Genomic DNA, 18,443 nt, shown 5'->3' with positions numbered 1-18,443 from the left:
CGTCCCGAGCCCCGGTTCCAACTGGATTCTCTTGATTGAGACCAGTTGGCCCGGGGCTCAGACGTTCCCACCCGCAGCCGCGCGCACTCCCCCCGCACCAAGGCGCGGGCGGCGCACGCCGGGCCATGACGGCTACAGAAACTCCACATCGACGCGGAGACCGTCACTTCGGCTCGTTCTCGCGCATAGAAGGAGCATGACTGCACAGAGCAAGCTGCCCCGACTCCTCTCCACCGTCGAGCTCTCCGACTACTTGGACGTGGCGGCCCGAACGCTCGAAGCCTGGCGTGCTCGCGCCGGCGGACCGCCGTTCGTTCAGTTCGGCCGGCAGGTCTGGTACCCCGACGACGCCCTGATCGACTGGATGAACGAGCGCAAGGTCACCCCGACCGAGAGATAGTTGCGCCTCTTACTCCACGGCCGCGGGGCCAACTACCCAGGATTTCCGGGTAGTTGGCCTCGCGGCCAGTTGGGCGTCTCTCGGGAGGACCCATCAGCTCTTACTACTGCTGGCGAGCTCCCTGCTTGCCTCCAACATGGACGGCGCGCAACTCGCAAGGATCTCTTGCTCGTTCGACATCTGATGCGGACGCGTTGCCCCTCATCTGTGTGAGTGGCTGAGCGAACCTACGCCGACCCCGGTCAAGCGGTAGCTGCCCATCAGAGTCCACGGCAGCGGGCCCAACTGCCCGAGAGTTCCAGGCAGTTGGGCTCGCAGTGTGTGTGGGGGCCTTCGCGGGAATCCCGCCATGTTGGCCCGTGCCGGCACGGTTGCCTGCGCACCCACCGAGAGTGGCGCTCAACGCACAAGGATCACTTGTTCGTTCGAGCAACTACGGGAGGTCTCCGCCGTTGCTCTTTGCTGGACGCTAAGGATGCCTCACTGCTAGTGGTCTTGGGCTCAACTTCTCGCCGCGCATAGAAGGGATGTGAACAACGACAACGAGGCCCTCCACGGTCAGACCAACGTCCACCCGTCCAGCAACACCAACGACGCGCGTCGCGCCGACTCAGGCCGGCCGAAGCTCTCGGTCGGCCAAGTCGGCACCATAAACCTGAAGCAGATCGGCACACGAGTCCATGCGCAGGGAAGCACTCGCGACGCCGCCGGGAACTCGCGTCGCATTCGAGCATCGGGATCGACGCCCGAGGAAGCAATGGCCACACTCCGAGCACGCGCAGCCCGACTAGGGCTAGTGCCCGGTGAACTCTCGGGAGCCTCGACGCTCGGCGAGTTGCTCGATGTCTGGCTCAGGGACATCGTCGAGAGCCGGAACATCCGCCCGCAGACCGTTTCCGCCTACCGCACCAAGGCGAACCGCCTCAAGCGCGAGTTCGGCGCACTCGAGATCGCCGAGCTCCCTCCTCGACGCATGCAGATCGTGATGAATGACCTCGCCAAGTGCAAGACGGCATCCGAGTTCCAGGCTCTGAAGACAGTCCTGAAACAGGCCTTCCGATACGCCGTCCGTGCCGAGCTCCTGAGCGCGAATCCTCTCGACTCACTCGAGCCGGTGCGTCCGGCAGAGCAAGGCCCGCCCGTCGCACTCAATGTCGAGCAGGTGCAGTCCTTCCGCCGCGCGTTCGCCGAGTATGTGGAGGAGGGTGTGCGCGACTCCAACCGCCGCAAAGCGCAGCTCGCCGTCGACATCATCCTCGGACTCGGCGGGCTGCGGATCTCGGAGGCGCTTCCGCTCCGGCACCGCGACGTCGACTTCGAGAACTGCACGGCGAGTATCAACGGCACCCTCGTGTATCTCCCCCACGAGCCGCTGCAGCGGCAGGACAAGCTCAAGCGGGACGGACAGGCGCGCATTGTCAGGTGGTGTCGGGATGTGCGCGCTTCGGGCAGCACTCGAGCAATGCGGTCCGAACGAGCGCGGGCCAGAGCAGCCGCTGCTGCGCCGGGTCGAAACCAGGGGCGTCGACGAGCCGTGGATCAATCCGGCGGTTATCAGCTTCCACTTCGACATCGTCACGAAACGTGCGTCCGTCGTCGAAGCTCTCGCCACCACCGACCTCAGCTCAAAGCAGCTCACGCCACACACGCTCCGCCGGTCGGTAGTGTCACGCGGCCTCGGGCTTGAGCAGGCTTCGGTGCTCCTCGGACACTCCGATACACGTATCACGAAGAGCGCCTACGTCGCCCCGGAGACGAAGTACGTGTCGTCCGACTCCGTGGACCGACTATTCGGCTTTGAAGAGCCTCTCGAGTCCTGATCGGCGGCTGTGCGGCCCGGCTCTAATAGCCGGGCCGCACCATGCTCCCATTCCGCGCCATGAATCCGTGTGGTGTTGAGACTAAGCAGCCGTCGCTCGATGAGCCGTCAAAGACGAAGCTCTGCAACGTGTCATCGCGACGTCACCTGAACGCGTCACTCGCTCAGCCATGCCGGACCTCGCGACTAATACCGGGGATCTTCTTCTTCGCGTTGGAGAACCTCTCGACGGCGTGCCGCAAGATTCTGGGCAAGGCGACGAGCCCAGGACTTTACCGCCACGGACTGACCCGGTTCGTCCACCCATGACTGAACTTCGGAGATCTGGCTGGCAATCCGATCCGATTCATTGCCGCTCCACATCCCGCTGTAAAACTGGCCGACGAGGTGTGAGAGGACGCGGTCATCCGTGCCGAACGACTCGATGAGGAATCGTGCTGCGGGCGTCAAGGTCGACCCACCTGGCTTCGTGACACCAGCGAGGACGCGCGCACGGTCAACTCCTTCGCCAACCCAGTTACTTGCCACCTCCAACGGTACGGCGTCCCCAAGCCAATCGCGCACTGAGAACGAGAGGCGCCACTCGCCTCGTTCGAGACGGTTCATCAGGTCCACCCACACCGGTTCGCCGCCCAGCTCGACAACGTCCTGCAACAGCTTCGCCTCTTCTGAGGACGAGTAGGCGGTGAGCGCGTCGGCCTCGATCAGGTCGGCGAGGAGCGCGCCAAGCCCGACCGCGTTTTTTGCGAGCTGCCTACGAGCAAGCACGGTCCAGTCCCATTCCTCGTGCCCTACGGCAGGGAACTCGCGACGTCTTGAGACCAACTCCGCAACGACGGGGTCGAGTTCCTCGAGGGGCTCATTCTCGCGAAACACTTGCATTGCTGCGTAGTCCACGAGTGCGTTGTAGTCGGCCTGGTCTCGCAGCCGAGTGGACCACTCTCGCACGTACCGTGCACGCTCTGCCTCCGTCGCGTCACGCGTCCACGCAAACAGCAGGCGTGCTCCCTCAGCCACGGGCACTTCCTGGACTAGCCGCTGAACACGCTCCTCGGCTTGCGAAGTCCTTGGCCCCCTCACCGACGCGCGCAGCACCGACAGCGCCGGAAGATCCGCGCCATCGAGGAACGTGTCGAAGGCCGCGTCGTCTCCAGCCAGGACTAGACCGTGCAGGAATCCATAGAGCGCCTCGGAGTGAATGCTGTCCGCGAGCGGGCCGACGATTTCAATCCCCGCCTCGTACTCAATCCCGAGCGATACGAGCGCTCGACCAATCGCGTAGGCGGCGGGGATCTCCGAGTCTTGGTCCAAAAGGGCTCGAAGTGGTTCGGCAGGCTCGAGTGCGTTCGTCCTCCGCGCCAGAGCCGCAATTTCGGATGCAAGTTCTTCGACCTGGCGATCCCACGAGTGAGTGTTGCAGATCACCTTCAGGCGTGCAGCGGGCGTCTCCACCGGCAGTTGCGCTTCGAGGGACTTAAGTGCTGCCGGACGACCATCCCTCACGTCGGCCCGATCGAAGAGCGACTTGAGGCCCTCGATTTCAACACGAACACGCGAGATCGCGGTCTCTGGCAGACCGGCGAGCATGCTTGCAAGATGTTCCCTGTTCGAACGAATCTCAAGCAGACCATGGATGGAGCCGACAAGCTCCTTCTGGGCCGCGTCGGCCACCCCGGCATCTCCGTCGCGAGCGAGTTCAGCAAGGATGTCAATCGCCGAATTTCGATACGCCCAGGCGTCACCGTAGGTCGCGGGGCGTCCACGTGGCTCGACGACCACTCCACCCTGCACCTCTCCTGAGACCATGATCGTCTCGTGGATCTCGAGGGCGCGCCCGGCCGCTTTTGCAGCCAACAGGCGAACACGCGAGCTAGGCGAAGTCGCTATAGAGGAGAGGTAGGCAATCCGCGAATCTGGTGACGCGGCAGTTCCGGGGAGCATAGTCCCGAAGAACTCAATCCAGGTCCCGGTCGCGTTGTTGCTGTAGGTCTCGTTTTCTTCAACCGCGAGGGCGAGGAGCGAGTCAGCTGCCTGGGCGAACGTCCGGGAGTGCCACGCCAGCTTTTCCAAGGCCCAGACGAGGTCGCGCCGTATTGCTCTCCCGCCGCGCAACTCCTCACCGGAGGCCCGACTGATGATCTCAGACAATCGCTCCGTGACAGCTTCCGGCGCGAGAATTGCGAAGTGAATCAGCAACGCTGAGTTCCGGTCCGCGGCGAGCGACTCCAGAGAAGCCAATGGCCCACCCGCTGCAAGGACGGCGGTGATCGCCGGGCTGTCGCTCTCAAGTTCTCCGATCTCCGCCGCGCGGCGAAACAGCCGTTCGGAGAGTTCGGGGTCCAGCGTCGGCAGGAGAACCGCGACAATCTCGTGCCCAAACTGTGCCCATGCCTGCCCGGCGAGGTAGAGCGCCAACGGGTGTGGCGAGACGGCTCTGAATCGCCCCTGTTTGGAGAGAAGACCCTGTCGCTGCAGTGCCGCAGCGGCACCCCTCAAGTCAGCAGGCGCGAGACCCAGTCCGGTAGCGATCGTGTCAATCTCATTCGTGACTTCCCCGTCGTGGCCAAAGCGAGTGAAGAGCGCCAGCGCGCAACTAGCTAAAAAAAGGTGCCCGTCCGGGAGCTGCGCTCGGAAAAATGCCCGAAGGTCGTCGTCGGTGACGAGAGTCCCGGCCGACCCTGGTCCGCGCTCGAGTAGAGCCTGTGCAAGCTTCAACGCGTAGTCGATGTTGCCGGAGGCGACTTCGACTACCACGCGTTCCGCTTCTGGCCAGAGCTGCGGCCGGTTCGCCCGCAGAAGTTCCTTCATCGCTTCGTCGCCGAACGCGCCGAGTTTGATCATCGGCGTTCGGGTTGCGATCCCTCCGGGTTCTCCAACCGTAATCAGTCGAATAGATGACCCCGTTACCAAGGCGGAGGCGTAGATCTCATGTTGCTTGCCATCGCACTCATCAACCACAACGATCGCTGTCCGACCTTGGGCCTGGAGCTGGCTCAGCACGGTGACAGGGAAGCTATCTGCCGCGAGGGAATACACGACGAGTGGTTCGCAGTCTTGGCCACGCAACGCCTCGAGTACTAATCGCGTCTTTCCGAGGCCGCTCACTCCGTCAAGGTGCAAGTCCAGCGGATCCGAGCCAGAAACCAGGTTGCGGATCGCTTCGATCTTGTTGTCGCGATCGTTGGACGACACCCACGAGGTCGCGTGGCGGTTGGAGCGGCTCCACTCGTCGAGGGTCTGTCCGATCACGCCGGTGCCTCGCAGGAGCGGGCTCACGGCAAGCGCAGGATACTCCTCGATCCAAGCTGCGAGTCGGTCCGCGGCGACAATCTCGATCTTGGACTCAGGGTCGGTGATACCGAGATCAGTGGCGGCCTCAATCAACTTGGCACGTCGAAGTGCCAGCTTCGCGGAGGTCAGGCTCGCGCCGAGCACAAGGCGATACTTCCCGCCATTGCGGAGAATCTCGGCTGCCCACGTAGCACCTTTCAGCTCGGTTTTGCACTTCGCGGGAGTCAAGTCACCCGCTTTGAACTGCCAGGCGCTCTCGCCTGCGGGGATCCATCGCGTCGCGATCGCGTGTCGAACACCCGCATCGACTCCGCCATCTCCGACGTTCTCGAGGTACGTCGTTTCGAGAGTCTCGCCGGTCATGCCGTGCGCAGCCGTCTCAGTCGCGAGTAATCGGCTCACGAACTGGCCGAAGTTTGCTCCACCGAGTGCCGCTACTTGCGCTGGCTCAACGGAAAAGGGGCCGAAGTCGGGCATCTACGAATCCGCCTCTCCGATCGCAACATCTCGACCCAAAGTACTCACTCGGCTCCTGCCCGCGCAGACGCTCGTCGGCGGCAACCAAGTGGGTCGGTTCACGCGTCACCTTCTGCTTGGGTATGGGAACTCGGGCCATGACGGTCGGTTACCTCCTACGCATCAAAAAAGTGCTGATTGGTGGTCACTGAGCGGACTTTCAGGCTATCTGCGAAAGGCGACATGCGGGTGCCCATTTGAAGCAGAGTTGCTGCCGTTACCTCGACCTCGTTACCGGTCGGCTGGACTACCGAACTGTCCGAGGACCTGGGCTGCGTCTCGACAAGTCGAATCATTTCGCCCATTCTCCCGGTATTGCCGAACGCGATAATGAATCGTGCCTTCACCTCGCGACATCGACTTCGCCCGCATCCGACCGCACGGCAAGCCGGCGTCTCGCCCGAGCGGATTCGAGGAGCTCGCCTCAATCCTGATCCGCGATGACATCATCAAGTGGCCGACGGGCACACGCTTTCACAAGTTCGGGAATCCGGACGGTGGACGAGAAGGACGAGGGGTCCTCCCGAACGGTGACGTGTGGGCGTGGCAAGCGAAGTACGTGAATTCATTCGACTCCTCGGCCGCTAGTCAGGTCAAGAAGTCGTTCCTGCGCACTCTGGACACCGAGCCGGCGCTCCGGCGCTACTTCGTCACGATGCCCATCGATCTCCCCGCTGGTGACACTGAGAAGTCGAAGTCAGCCTTCACTCTCTGGGAAGAGGAGAAGCAGAAATGGGAGCAGATCGCGGACGAGCAGGAGCGCGCAGTCACGGTCGAGTTCCTCGGAGCGCATGAACTGATTGCCGCGCTTACCAAGTCCAGCAACGCCGGGCGAGTCCATTACTGGTTCGACGAACGCGTCCTAACTCAGGCGCAGCAGCAGGAACGCATCCAGGATGTCGCAGCAAAGCTGGGGCGGCGCTACAGCCCGCAACTTCATGTAGAGGTCGATGCAGTTCAAGTCCTTGACGGCGCGGGCCGGACATCGGTGTACATCTCGCGGTGGCAGCGAATCCTGGCGGACTTGAGGTCCGCCCGCCGGTGGTCGTGGAGAGCTCCCGAAGGCGACGAGGATGCCTTCCGAGATGCTCTCGAATCCTGCGAGACCGCCCTGAACACGGCAGACGCGCGGATTGACCGGATCATCGGGCAGGTGCGAACGTTCGGCGAGTTGGAGGTCCCAACCGCGGAGGTGCTCGCTGCACTCGCCGCGCTCGAAGAAGTGAGCACGCTGCTGCGCCACCGGTCTCGCACCGAGGGTGGCTACTACGTTGGCGATGCTGGGTCGCTGCACAGCAACGTCCACGATTCGCTCAGCGCTCTGGGCGCGGCGCGCAGCCTCTGTGCATCGCCGGCGACTGCTGCGGCCGTGCAAGGCGAGCTGCTGCTGACGGGTCGGGCAGGCGCTGGAAAGACGCATCTCCTTTGCGACGTGGCGATGAACCGGATCGCCGCGGGGCTCCCGACTGTTATGTTGCTCGGCCAGGACTTTGACGCGCGGAACCTCCTCGTGCAGCTTCCGGAGCTCGCTGAACTGCCAGGCAACGTGGACGAGATTCTCGCGCTATTGAGCGCGGCCGCAGAAGCGTCGGGGAATAGGGCCCTGTTGGTCGTAGACGCTGTGAACGAGAGCGAGAAGCCCGAGCGGTGGTCCGCAGTAGTGCAGGCGCTGAGGTCGAAATCGTCCCGCCACCCCTCGGTGGGGCTCGTGATCTCATGCCGGACTGAGTTTGTGATGCCGGTAGTTGGCGAGTCCGATCTCCCCGCTGCGGAGCACTTTGGCTTCGAGGAGTCGACCGAGGCCGCGGTGCGGCGCTTCGCCTCCGAGTATGGCCTCGACGTCCCGACGTTCCCCGTCTTCGATCCTGAGTTTTCCAACCCGTTGTTCCTGCGGCTGACCTGTGAAGCGTTGACCACCCTGGGCTCTGGCAGGTTCATGCTGGGCTCGGCGGGGCTCACTACGGTGTGCGGGGCATTCATCGAGGCAGCGAACGTTCGCTTGGCCGCCGCCGACCGCTGCGACTACGACTCGAAGACCGACTTGGTCGCCGCAGCTGTGCGTCAACTCGCGGCGCTGAAGGGAAGGCGGGTTACCCGCGTCATCGCGAATGACATCTGCACAGCTCTCCTGCCCGGCCGGTCGTGGTCAAAGGGTCTGCTGAAGGGGCTACTCGACGAGGGTGTGCTCATCGAGGTCGGAACCGAAGACGTCAGCTTCGGTTACCAGCGTCTGGGTGACGTCGCTCGGGCCCAGATCATCGCTGCTAGAACGCCTGCGGCTATCACCGGGTGGGTGCAATCCCTAGGGACCGCGAGTTGGGTCGAGCGAGGCGTCCTAGGCGCGCTCGCGGTGCTTCTGCCGGAAGTGCACGGCCTGGAGCTCATCGACTGTTTCGACCACTCTGCAGGTATCCCCTACGACGTGGTCGACGCGTTCATGGAAAGTCTCTCGCTTCGTGAGCCCGCAGCCTCAGGCGCCCGGGCGGAGCACATCGTGCGGGCACTACTGAAGACGCCTCGGCACCAAACTGAGGCGTGGGCTCAGCTCGTGCGCGTGGCCTGTATCCCAGGTCATCCTTTGAACGCGCGCTGGCTTCACGAATACTTGACTTCTCTCAACCTGCCCGAGCGCGACGCAACGTGGTCGCTGTGGCTCATCGGAGCGCTCGACCCTGACGAGCGTTCACCCGTACGCACCGTGATCGAATGGGCTTGGCCCAAGAGCGCCACTGCGCTTGCGCGCACGGACGGCAACACCTCAGAACTTGCCCTGCTTCTGCTGGGCTGGTGCACAAGCGCCACCGACCGCCGAGTCCGGGACAGCGCCACGAAGGCGCTCGTTTCACTCGGCGAGCACGAGGTCGACGCTTTGGCGTCTGCACTGTCGCAGCTGGTTCGGGTCAACGACCCCTACGTGGTGGAGCGGGCTGTTGCTGCTGCCTGCGGGATAGCGCTCCGCGACGAAGCTCGGGCGACTCGCCTCGCAGTGCCGCTGGCAGAGTGGGTAGCCGGGGGATGGCCACGACATCTCCTTACACGCGACTATGTTCGGCGGGTGTTCGAAACCGCAGGGCGATCCGGGTGGGTAGGACCGAAAGGGCAACCTCCGTACGGGGCGTCGTGGCCCATCGAGACTACTGCTCGCGACGAGATCGAGGAGTTGACTGCACGTCCGGACTACAAGTACGGATCGATCTGGCGTTCGCTCACAGGAATGGGCGATTTCGGGCGCTACAAGATCGAGCCGGCGGTGCGGAACTTCGTGACACCGGATCGACGCGCTCTACAAGCGTCGGTCGAGGAGGCCGTCTTCGACCGCGTGCGCGACCTCGGGTGGACGCCGGAGCTGCTAGACGAGATCGATAGGGGGCTGTCGCGTGGCCGCTCGGATGGGCCGGTCGAACGAATAGGCAAGAAGTATCAGTGGATCGGCTTCTACGAAGTTCTCGGAGCGGTATCTGACCAACTGGAGGTAGACGACAGGTGGTCGACTTCTTCCCCGCATGCGTACTCATACGCCGAACAGCTCATCTGGCGAGACATCGATGTGACCGTGCTGGTCCGAGAACCTGAGCGCGCGTTGGACGAGGGTCCCCAGTGGTTCTCGCCTCAGCTGGTCGAGTTCCCCCGTGGCGTGGTGAACGAGTACCCGGACGATCTCAGCGGAGTGCCGGATCCTCTGGATCTGCTCGCAGTGACCGACCCTGACGGTCAAGGGTGGCTGACACTGTTGAGCTTCCCGGGATGGAAGCAACAGCACCCACCCGAGATCCTCGCGCTACGCCCGCCGACGCGAGACTCATGGATGCAGCTGCACGCCTACCTTGTCCCAAGCGAAGACGCGGAAGCGCTCTTCGCTTGGGCGCAGGACCGAGATTGGTATGGCCGGTGGATGCCTGACTCGGCTGACGTCGCCAATGCTCTATTGGGCGCACATCCCCATGCCCCCGAATGGAAGTGGGCCAGCGGAGTGATCGAAGACTGGAACTCGCATTCGGGGGGTGAACAACCGGCCGAGCTTCTGCAGTGCGGTGCGTGGTACGGCGGCACGGGAACTGACCGGGACTCGTCGGCCGATGAAGAGACGCGTGCTTTCGTTCCATCTCGCCGGCTGTTTGAGATCCTCCACCTCACCAGCGGAGTAGATTTCGTATGGCGAGATGACTTGGGCGTGGCCATCTTCGATCCAGCGGCGTCCTCAGGAGGCCCGAACGCTCTCCTCCTACGCCGGGACCTGCTGCCGACGATTAGGGACGCCGGGTACGAACTGTTTTGGACCGTGCTCGTTGGGCATGAGCACTCCGCCAGTGACCACGGAATTCCTGGGGGCGATTACCGCTGGATCACTGCGAGTGCCTCTTACCGACTGGCAGAGGACCGGATTGAGCTTGTTCACTCACTCGCTGGCCAATTCGCAGTCGGTCCCAGGAAAGTGTCGAAGATCGACTGGCCGACCCGGCGCCGCGAAGGCTGAAGTCCGGTGTGAACCCAAGCGGCCTATCGCAAAGCGTGCACCGCTATTCGGCGTCTCAGCGTCGTTGAAACGTTCGTTGCGGAGCGCAGCGTCTCGCGACTCTAGCGCGACACAAACTCCACATGATCTGGCATGCGCCGGTCAACTCGAGTTCGTTCGCGAGTGTCGGAATCTGCGTGAATCCGCGGCTACACGTTCCCGATTCCCGCACGAGCTGTACTTCGGCGTCTGAGCGACGCCCACCCGAAGAGCCCGTCGGCATCGCGCCGGCGGGCTCTTCGCCGTCATCCCCTCGCGAAGGATGCCGCCGCATCCGTAGGATCGTGGCGTCGCTCTCCCCCGCGCACCACCCACGGCCGCGGGCATACGACGACAGAGACGAGGATCGATGTTCGCCGTCACCACCAATGACGTCCCCGGTTACCGCATCACGAAAGTGCTCGGCGAGGTGATGGGACTGACCGTTCGTTCGGCGAACTTCGGCCAGAACTTCACCGCCGGCTTCCGCTCGCTCGCCGGCGGCGAGATGCCCGAATACACGAAGGTGATCTACGAGTCGCGCTTCGAGGTGATGCAGCGAATGTGGGCGGAGGCGCAGCAGCGCGGGGGGAATGCGGTCGTCGCCATGCGGTTCGACTCCGGCTCGATCGGAAACTTCACCGAGTTCTGCGCGTACGGAACCGCTGTGGTCGTCGAGCCGATCGACCCGCCGCAGGCCTGATCGCGACACTGCCGCGACGCGGGCTTGCCGTTGTGGTCGTCGAGACGCTCTGCCCGCTAGATTGAGCGCACCCGATAGCGTCACGCACCAACCCGGAGGTGCCCGTGGGCGTGCTCTCCCGCCGCCAGTTCCTCGCCGTCGTCGGTGGCCTCGCCGCCGCCGGCGCGCTCCCGCGCGATCAGCTGGCGCAGGCTCTGGCGACAGCACCGCCCCGTGCGGCGGTCGCCGAGGCTCCCTCGACGCTGACTCGCACGATCCTGCAGGGCGCGGTGCAGAAGGGCTCCTACCGCGGGCTGGTGGCAGGTCCGGGCGAGCCGCACCTGCCGCGACTCGATGTGCTGCGCCGCGCCGCGGTGGCGGGACGCGCGGCATCCCGTCGATCATTGCTGTACCTCGCCCACCTGTCGGACATGCACGTGATCGACGCGCAGTCACCGGGGCGCATCGAGCCGATGATCGTCCAGGACCATTCCGCGTGGGGCTCGGCCTTCCATCCGCAGGATCCGCTCAGTCCCCACGTCATCGCCGCGATGACGAAGTCGATCTCGGATCTGCGCTACAGCCCCGTCACCGGTGCGCCCATGGATGCCGCCGTGGTCACCGGCGACAGCGCCGACATGCACTCTCACCGGGAGCTGCGGTGGTACATCGACCTTTTGGACGGCCTCAGCGTGGATCCGCGGACCAGCGACACGTTCGAGGGGGTGCAGGCGTGGGCCGAGGCCGTGTGGGCCTACCGCCCCGCCGATCCCACGGGCGGCGCGTTCGGCGCGTACGGGTTCCCGACGCTGCCGACGCTGCTCGACGAGGCCATCGCCCGCCCCGTCGCCTCGGTGGGCCTTCCCGCACCCTGGTACACCGTGTACGGCAACCACGAGACGCTCCTGCTGGGCACCTTCGATCTGGACACCCAACTGCGTGCCCTGGCAGTGGGCGGTCGCAAGTCCTACACGCTGGAAGCGACCGCCGCGATGGCTTTGGGCGGGTACGCCGCGCGCACCAGCGCCGTCCAACAGACGCTCGACGCGTGGGGGCTCGAGCTCGGGCTGCGTCCGGGTTTCAAGGCTGTGCCCGCCAACCGCGACCGTGCACTCTTCACCCAGCAGGAGTTCATGCAGGAGCATTTCCGCACGGCCGATCGCCCCGGTCCCGTGGGGCACGGTTTCACCGACCACAACCTCAGCACCGGCGAGACGTGGTGGAAAGCGGACCTGTCCGCGAATGTGCGCGCGTTCGGGCTGGACACGTGCAATCAGGTCGCCGGGCCCGACGGGGCGGTCCCGAAGAACCAGTTCGACTGGCTGGAGGCCGAGCTCGCCGTGGCGACGAAGGAGAACCGCCTCGCCATTGTTCTCAGCCACCACAACAGCGACACCCTCGAGAACCGCGCCCAACGCCCCGGACAGGACGAGGTGCTGATCGGAGCGGACGAGTTCGTGGCCATGCTCGCCCGCTATCCCGTCGTCGTGGCGTGGCTGAACGGGCACACGCACCTGAACCAGATTCTCGCGCATCCCGCGTCGACGGGCGGCGGCTTCTGGGAGATCACGACGGCATCCTGCATCGACTTCCCGCAGCAGCAGCAGACCGTCGAGCTCGTCGACAATCGGGACGGCACACTCTCCATCTTCACGACGGTCGTCGACCACGCGGCTGATCCGGTGCCGGGGAGTGGCGGTGACTACCTCGCCCTCGCGTCGCGCAGCCGTGAACTGGCATCCAACGACTGGGCCGAGACGCCTCTGATGCGACGCGGTTCGCCGCTCGACCGCAACACCGAGCTGCTGCTTCCGGCGCCGTTCGATCTCGCCACGATCAGCGACGCGGCGCTGGAGACGCAGCATCTCACCGCGCGCGCCCGCATCCTCGCGCACGAGGGAGCCCTGTCATGACGTCGGGTCGTTCTCGCGCCGCCGCGTCCTTCGCGGCTGTGCTCGCGGTCCTGGCCTTGACGGGCTGTTCTCAGATCGCCGCTCTCGCTCCGGTCGGCGGCAACGGGCTCGCCGAGGTGCGCTTCGCTGCGATCGACGTCCTTCAGCAGAAGAACGTCGCCCTGCTGACGGCGCCGGTGTGCGCACAGGCGGACACCGGGCCGCTCGTCACCTGTGTGGGAACCAGCGCCGATGGTCGCGAGATCACGGTCACCTCGAGCGTCGCATCCGGTGCGCAACTGGTGGTCGCCGTCGGCGGCGAGACGATCTACTCCGGTGCGCTCACCGAGGTGCTGGACGAGGCGGCGCGCGGATGAACGTGTTGCGCTCCCCCGCCCGTCGCCGTGTCACGGCCGCGCTCGTGGTCGCGGTGCACGCGGGTGCGCAGGCGGCGTTCGTCGCCGTGGCACCGCGACTGCCGTTGGATGCCGGGGCGATCGCCCTTGCCGTCGCTTCTGGTCTCGTGATGCTCGTCGCCGCGGCTGCGCTCTGGGCACTCGCCCTGCGCGCGGTTTCCGCTCGCGCCCTGCTGACGCTTCTCCTCGCGGGGGTTGCCCTCGCAGCCTCCGCTGTGGCGGCGCCGATCGCGATTCCGATCGTCGCGGCGATCGCAAGCCCGCTCATCGCGGCGGGGTCCCCACCCGCTGCGGCCACAGCCATGCGCCGGCATCCGTGGCGCACGGCGGCCGGTCTGGTCGTGACCGCCGCCGCCGTGATACTCGCGACGATCGTCGCGATGCTGCTCGGTCTGCTCGTGACCGGTGCGCTCGGGGCTGCGGTGGCCTGGGTGCTGATCGGTGTCGGGGCCATCGCACTCATCGGAGCTTGGGCTCGATGGGCACGTGCCGGGACGTCGGTGGGCGCGGCTCAGCCGTAGAAGAGCTTCTCGAAGTCACGGCGCGCTCGTCGCGCCGTACGCAGCCATTCCTCTTCGACCAGCGTCGCCGACCGTGCCGGATACTCCAGGAGTCGACCGATGCCGTCCAGCTTGCCGCGGTCGGTCGGCAGGACGTCGCTCGTCTGCCCCGAAAGGAGCGTGTTCGCCGACCTCAGCCGACTGGCGAGACGCCACGCATCGTGCAGACGCTGCGCGGCGCCGTCAGGCACCAGTCCGGCGGCGCGCGCGGCCTCGAGAGCCTCGAGGGTGGACGTCGTACGGAGGGCGGGGACATCGTGCGCGTGTTCGTGCTGCAACACCTGCACGAGCCATTCGACGTCGCTCAGGCCGCCGGGCCCGAGCTTGAGGTGGCGTGCGCGATCGACGCCCTGAGGGAGACGCTCGTTCTCGACACGGGCCTTGATCCGCTTGATCTCCCGCAGATCCTGCACTGCAGGCCGCGCGGGGTAGCGCACCTCGTCGGCGAGGGCCATGAAACGGTTGATGAGTTTCACGCTGCCGGCGACGCCGCGGGCCCGCAGCAGCGCCTGCGCTTCCCAGGACAGCGACCAGCGGCGGTAGTACTCGGTATACGAGTCGAGCGAACGCACCAGCGGCCCGTTGCGCCCCTCGGGCCGCAGATCGGCGTCGAGATCGAACGGAACGCGGTGGTCTTCGGAGTACGAGCGCAGGCCGCTGACGAGTCGCAGGGCCAGGTCGTGCGCACGCTGCGGATCGATGCCGTTGGCTTCGTAGACGTAGAGAACATCGGCATCCGACCCGAATCCGAGCTCCGCGCCGCCGAAGCGCCCCATCGCGATGACCGAGAAATCGAGAGCGGCATCTTCCGGCGCGACGATCTCGCGCCGAACCGCACGGAGGGTGGCCTGGATCGTCACCTCGCTGACCGTGGTGAGTCCCTGCGCCAGCTCGTCGATGGTGAGGGTCCCGAGGATGGCGCCGAAGGCCAGACGCAGCAGCTCTCGTCGACGCAGCGCCCGGACGGCGCGCATGGCGTCGCCGACCGTCTCATGGCGGGTCTGAATCGCCCGCGCCTCCTCCTGCAGTGCGTGCCCGCCGCGCGGACGCAGCTGCTCGTCGGAGTCGAGCCACGCCACCGACTCCGGGATCCACTCCATCAGTTCGCCGATGTAACGCGACCCGGACAGCACGCGGGTGAGACGCTCCGCCGCGCCGGAGGAGTCGCGCAGCATGCGCAAGAACCACGGCGTGTCGCCGAGGCGCTCGCTGATACGTCGGAAGGCGAGCAGACCGTAGTCGGGGTCGACGCCGTCGGCGAACCAACGGATCATCACCGGCATGAGATGACGCTGAATCGTCGCCTTGCGGCTCAAACCGCCCGTGAGGGCACCGATGTGACGGAGGGCACCGGCCGGGTCATGGAAACCGATCGCGGCGAGCCGATCGTGCGCCTGGTCGGGCGACAACTGGTGCTCGTCCGAACTGAGCGCCGCCACCGCCGACAGCAGCGGACGGTAGAACAGACGGACGTGGATCTCGCGCACCTCGCGTTTGATCCCTTCCCACAGCGCCCACACGGCGGGTCCGGTCTCGGCCAGCCCGGACGAGCGCGCCAGCAGACGAAGCCCCTCGGGTTGCTGCGGCATCAGGTGCGTTCGTCGCAGATCCCTCAGCTGCATGCGGTGCTCGAGCACGCGCAGCATCCGGTAGTCGCGGGAGAAGGTCGCGGCATCCTCGCGGCCGATATACCCGGCGCCCACGAGGGCCTCCAGTGCGTCGAGCGTGCCGCGCTGACGAATGCTGTCGTCGGTCAATCCGTGGACGAGCTGCAGCAGCTGGACCGTGAACTCGATGTCGCGAATGCCACCCGGCCCCAGCTTCAGTTGGTAGGCCACGTCCCCCGGGGGGATGTGATCGGTGACACGTTCGCGCATGCGCTGCACGCTGTCGACGAAGTTCTCCCGCGCTGCGCTCGTCCAGATCTTCGGCTGGACCGCAGCGACGTAGGCCTCGCCGAGCATGCGATCGCCCGCGAGTGGGCGTGCCTTCAGAAGGGCCTGGAACTCCCAGCTCTTGGCCCAGCGGTCGTAGTAGGAGAGGTGCGAGTCGAGGGTGCGGACGAGGGCGCCCTGTTTTCCTTCGGGGCGTAGGTTCGCGTCGACCTCCCACAACGGCGGCTCGACCTCCATGCCCGAGATGCCCCGCATGGTCTGCACGGCGAGTCGCGTGGCGATGTCGATGACGCGGCTCTCCCCCACCCGCTCGACGAGTTCATCCGAGCCACCGCCGACGAAGATCACGTCGACATCGCTGACGTAGTTGAGCTCTCGAGCGCCCGTCTTGCCCATCCCGATGATCGCGAGCCGGGTGGCAGAGACCTGCTCGTGGGGGAACAATCCGGAGCCGGGGGCACCGCCGGCGACTCGTGTACGTGCCACGCACAGCGATGCCTCCAGAGCTGCCCCCGCCGCGTCCGCGAGGCTGGCGGCCACGGGCGCCAAGACCTCGACTGCATCGTGGGCGCCGAGGTCATAGGTCGCGATGCGCGCCAGCATCCGGCGATAGCGCACACGCAGCGCCACCCACGCGCTCTCGTCGCCGCTGGCGGCGAAGCCCTCGGCATCCGCTCCGACCGCGCTCGTGAGCTCTGCTCGAAGTTCGTCGGCCGTTGGCAGCGGTGTGCCCGCGCCCGTGAGGTGAGCCAGCTCGTCGGGATGGCGCAGGTAGAAGTCCGCGAAGCCGTTGGAGGCGCCCAGCAGCCGCCACACGGTCGAGGAGACGCGACGCAGCGCCTCCGCGACGGCGGGCCCGTCACGTCGGGCGATGCGCGCCAGCGCGGACAGAGCCGCGTCGGGGTCGCCCGCCTCTGCGGCTCCGCGCAGGATCTCCTGCCGTCCCATTCCGAGCGCATCCACGAGCTCGGTCAGCAGCGCATCGGCGTCGCCGAGCTCACCGAATCCGTCGCGCGCCAGTTGTGTGAGAACCGACGTGCGCTCGTTCGACGACACGGCTCAGAGCATCTCCAGGTTGCTCTTCAACTCGAACGGCGTCACCTGCGCGCGGTATTCCTGCCACTCGCGACGCTTGTTGAGCAGCACGTAGTTGAAGACCTGCTCGCCGAGAGTCTCGGCGACCAGCTCCGACTCCTCCATGTACTCGAGGGCGTGGTCCAGACTCGCGGGCAGCTGTGCGTATCCGAGCGCACGCCGCTCGGAATCCGTCAGCGACCACACGTTGTCCTCGGCCTCGGGGGGAAGCTCGTATCCTTCCTCGATCCCCTTGAGGCCGGCGGCCAGCATGAGCGCGAAGGCAAGGTAGGGGTTCGCGGCAGAATCCAGCGCACGGTACTCGACGCGCGTGGACTGCCCCTTGTTCGGCTTGTACATGGGCACGCGCACGAGGGCGGAGCGGTTGTTGTGGCCCCAGCAGATGAAGCTGGGGGCCTCATCGCCGCCCCAGAGGCGCTTGTACGAGTTGACGAACTGGTTGGTCACGGCCGCGATCTCGTTCGCGTGGGTCAGCAGGCCGGCGATGAACTGTCGGCCCGTCTTGGAGAGCTGGTACTGCGCGCCCTCCTCGTAGAAGGCGTTCTGGTCGCCCTCGAACAGCGACATGTGGGTGTGCATGCCGCTGCCGGGCTTGCCGGAGAGGGGCTTCGGCATGAACGTCGCGTAGACGCCCTGCTCGATCGCGACCTCTTTGACCACGGTCCGGAAGGTCATGATGTTGTCGGCGGTGGCGAGGGCGTCGGCGTAGCGCAGGTCGATCTCGTTCTGACCGGGACCGCCCTCGTGGTGGCTGTACTCGACGGAGATGCCGAGGTCCTCCAGCATGCGGACGCTGCGACGGCGGAAGTCGTGCGCGGTGCCGCCGGGAACGTTGTCGAAGTACCCGGCCGAATCGACCGGCTCGGGGCCTTCCGCCCCGAAAGATGACGACTTGAGCAGGTAGAACTCGATCTCGGGGTGCGTGTAGAACGTGAACCCGGCATCCGCCGCTTTCGCGAGCGTGCGCTTGAGCACGTGGCGGGGATCTGCGACCGCCGGCTGCCCGTCGGGAGTCGTGATGTCGCAGAACATGCGACCCGTGGGGTCGATCTCCCCGCGCCACGGAAGAGTCTGGAACGTCGTCGGGTCGGGGTGCGCCAGAAGGTCCGACTCGTAGGAGCGCGTGAGTCCTTCGATCGCCGAGCCGTCGAAGCCGAGTCCCTCGGTGAACGCCCCTTCGACTTCGGCCGGAGCGATCGCGACCGACTTCAGGGTGCCGATCACATCGGTGAACCAGAGGCGGACGAACTTCACGCCCCGCTCTTCGATCGTGCGCAGTACGAAGTCCCGCTGCTTGTCCATCGCGTCCTCTCAGATGCCGCTTCTCAGATGCCGCTTCGAAGGGAAGCCGGGCCCACGCCCAGACTATCGGTCCCGGCTCGTGT

General features: G+C 65.7%; 10 protein-coding genes. 7 read left to right on the top strand and 3 right to left on the bottom strand.

Annotation, left to right across the window (positions count from 1 at the left end):
• Positions 1–196 precede the first annotated feature (196 nt).
• Together CEP17_RS05175 and CEP17_RS05170 are read left to right on the top strand one after the other, a co-directional pair.
• Entirely contained in the window at positions 197–400 is a 204-nt protein-coding gene (locus CEP17_RS05175) for a helix-turn-helix domain-containing protein (protein WP_112931497.1), read from the top strand.
• 529 nt (positions 401–929) lie between these two features.
• A complete protein-coding gene (locus CEP17_RS05170; protein WP_162722410.1) occupies positions 930–2,087 on the top strand; it encodes a hypothetical protein in 1,158 nt (385 codons plus the stop codon).
• Between the two features lie 318 nt (positions 2,088–2,405).
• On the opposite strand, the gene CEP17_RS05165 is transcribed toward CEP17_RS05170, so the two are convergent.
• On the bottom strand, positions 2,406–5,987 hold the full coding sequence (locus CEP17_RS05165) for a hypothetical protein (RefSeq protein ID WP_162722409.1): 3,582 nt from the start codon (positions 5,985–5,987) through the stop codon (positions 2,406–2,408).
• A gap of 376 nt (positions 5,988–6,363) precedes the next feature.
• Here CEP17_RS05165 and CEP17_RS05160 point away from each other — a divergent pair, with 376 nt between their 5' ends.
• The 5 genes from CEP17_RS05160 (at position 6,364) to CEP17_RS05140 (ending at position 14,029) form a co-directional block, all read left to right on the top strand.
• The gene (locus tag CEP17_RS05160) at positions 6,364–10,500 is read left to right on the top strand and encodes a hypothetical protein (RefSeq protein WP_162722408.1); all 4,137 of its coding nucleotides are present in this window, start codon (positions 6,364–6,366) and stop codon (positions 10,498–10,500) included.
• A 388-nt stretch (positions 10,501–10,888) separates the two neighbouring features.
• Positions 10,889–11,221 (top strand): YbjQ family protein, encoded by a 333-nt coding sequence (locus CEP17_RS05155; RefSeq protein ID WP_061683163.1) that lies wholly within the window; start codon positions 10,889–10,891, stop codon positions 11,219–11,221.
• 104 nt (positions 11,222–11,325) lie between these two features.
• Positions 11,326–13,113 carry a TIGR03767 family metallophosphoesterase gene (locus tag CEP17_RS05150; protein WP_112931490.1) on the top strand — a complete coding sequence of 596 codons (1,788 nt, stop codon included), beginning with the start codon at positions 11,326–11,328 and terminating at the stop codon, positions 13,111–13,113.
• Complete coding sequence (locus CEP17_RS05145) at positions 13,110–13,469, top strand: hypothetical protein (RefSeq protein WP_036316919.1); 360 nt, start codon at positions 13,110–13,112, stop codon at positions 13,467–13,469. Before CEP17_RS05150 ends, CEP17_RS05145 begins: the two co-directional genes overlap by 4 nt.
• Positions 13,466–14,029 carry a hypothetical protein gene (locus CEP17_RS05140; protein WP_112931488.1) on the top strand — a complete coding sequence of 188 codons (564 nt, stop codon included), beginning with the start codon at positions 13,466–13,468 and terminating at the stop codon, positions 14,027–14,029. The genes CEP17_RS05145 and CEP17_RS05140 overlap by 4 nt, the downstream gene beginning before the upstream one ends.
• Here the strand turns inward: CEP17_RS05140 and CEP17_RS05135 are convergent.
• Positions 14,020–17,019, bottom strand: coding sequence for a bifunctional [glutamine synthetase] adenylyltransferase/[glutamine synthetase]-adenylyl-L-tyrosine phosphorylase (locus CEP17_RS05135; protein WP_112931487.1), 3,000 nt, complete (start codon positions 17,017–17,019; stop codon positions 14,020–14,022). The two genes, CEP17_RS05140 and CEP17_RS05135, sit on opposite strands and share 10 nt — an antisense overlap.
• A gap of 3 nt (positions 17,020–17,022) precedes the next feature.
• The gene (gene glnA, locus CEP17_RS05130; RefSeq protein WP_036285083.1) at positions 17,023–18,360 is read right to left on the bottom strand and encodes a type I glutamate--ammonia ligase; all 1,338 of its coding nucleotides are present in this window, start codon (positions 18,358–18,360) and stop codon (positions 17,023–17,025) included.
• Positions 18,361–18,443: the final 83 nt, after the last annotated feature.

The organism is Microbacterium sp. PM5, assembly GCF_003293595.1.
Lineage (GTDB): Bacteria > Actinomycetota > Actinomycetes > Actinomycetales > Microbacteriaceae > Microbacterium.
This window is presented reverse-complemented; position numbering and strand designations above follow the sequence as displayed.

What these genes read in the sequence shown, in the direction of transcription:
- CEP17_RS05175 (WP_112931497.1), top strand. Translation starts at nt 197, where the DNA reads ATGACTGCACAGAGCAAGCTGCCCCGACTCCTCTCCACCGTCGAGCTC.
- CEP17_RS05140 (WP_112931488.1), top strand. Translation starts at nt 13,466, where the DNA reads ATGAACGTGTTGCGCTCCCCCGCCCGTCGCCGTGTCACGGCCGCGCTC.
- CEP17_RS05165 (WP_162722409.1), bottom strand. Translation starts at nt 5,987, where the DNA reads ATGCCCGACTTCGGCCCCTTTTCCGTTGAGCCAGCGCAAGTAGCGGCA.
- CEP17_RS05145 (WP_036316919.1), top strand. Translation starts at nt 13,110, where the DNA reads ATGACGTCGGGTCGTTCTCGCGCCGCCGCGTCCTTCGCGGCTGTGCTC.
- CEP17_RS05155 (WP_061683163.1), top strand. Translation starts at nt 10,889, where the DNA reads ATGTTCGCCGTCACCACCAATGACGTCCCCGGTTACCGCATCACGAAA.
- glnA (WP_036285083.1), bottom strand. Translation starts at nt 18,360, where the DNA reads ATGGACAAGCAGCGGGACTTCGTACTGCGCACGATCGAAGAGCGGGGC.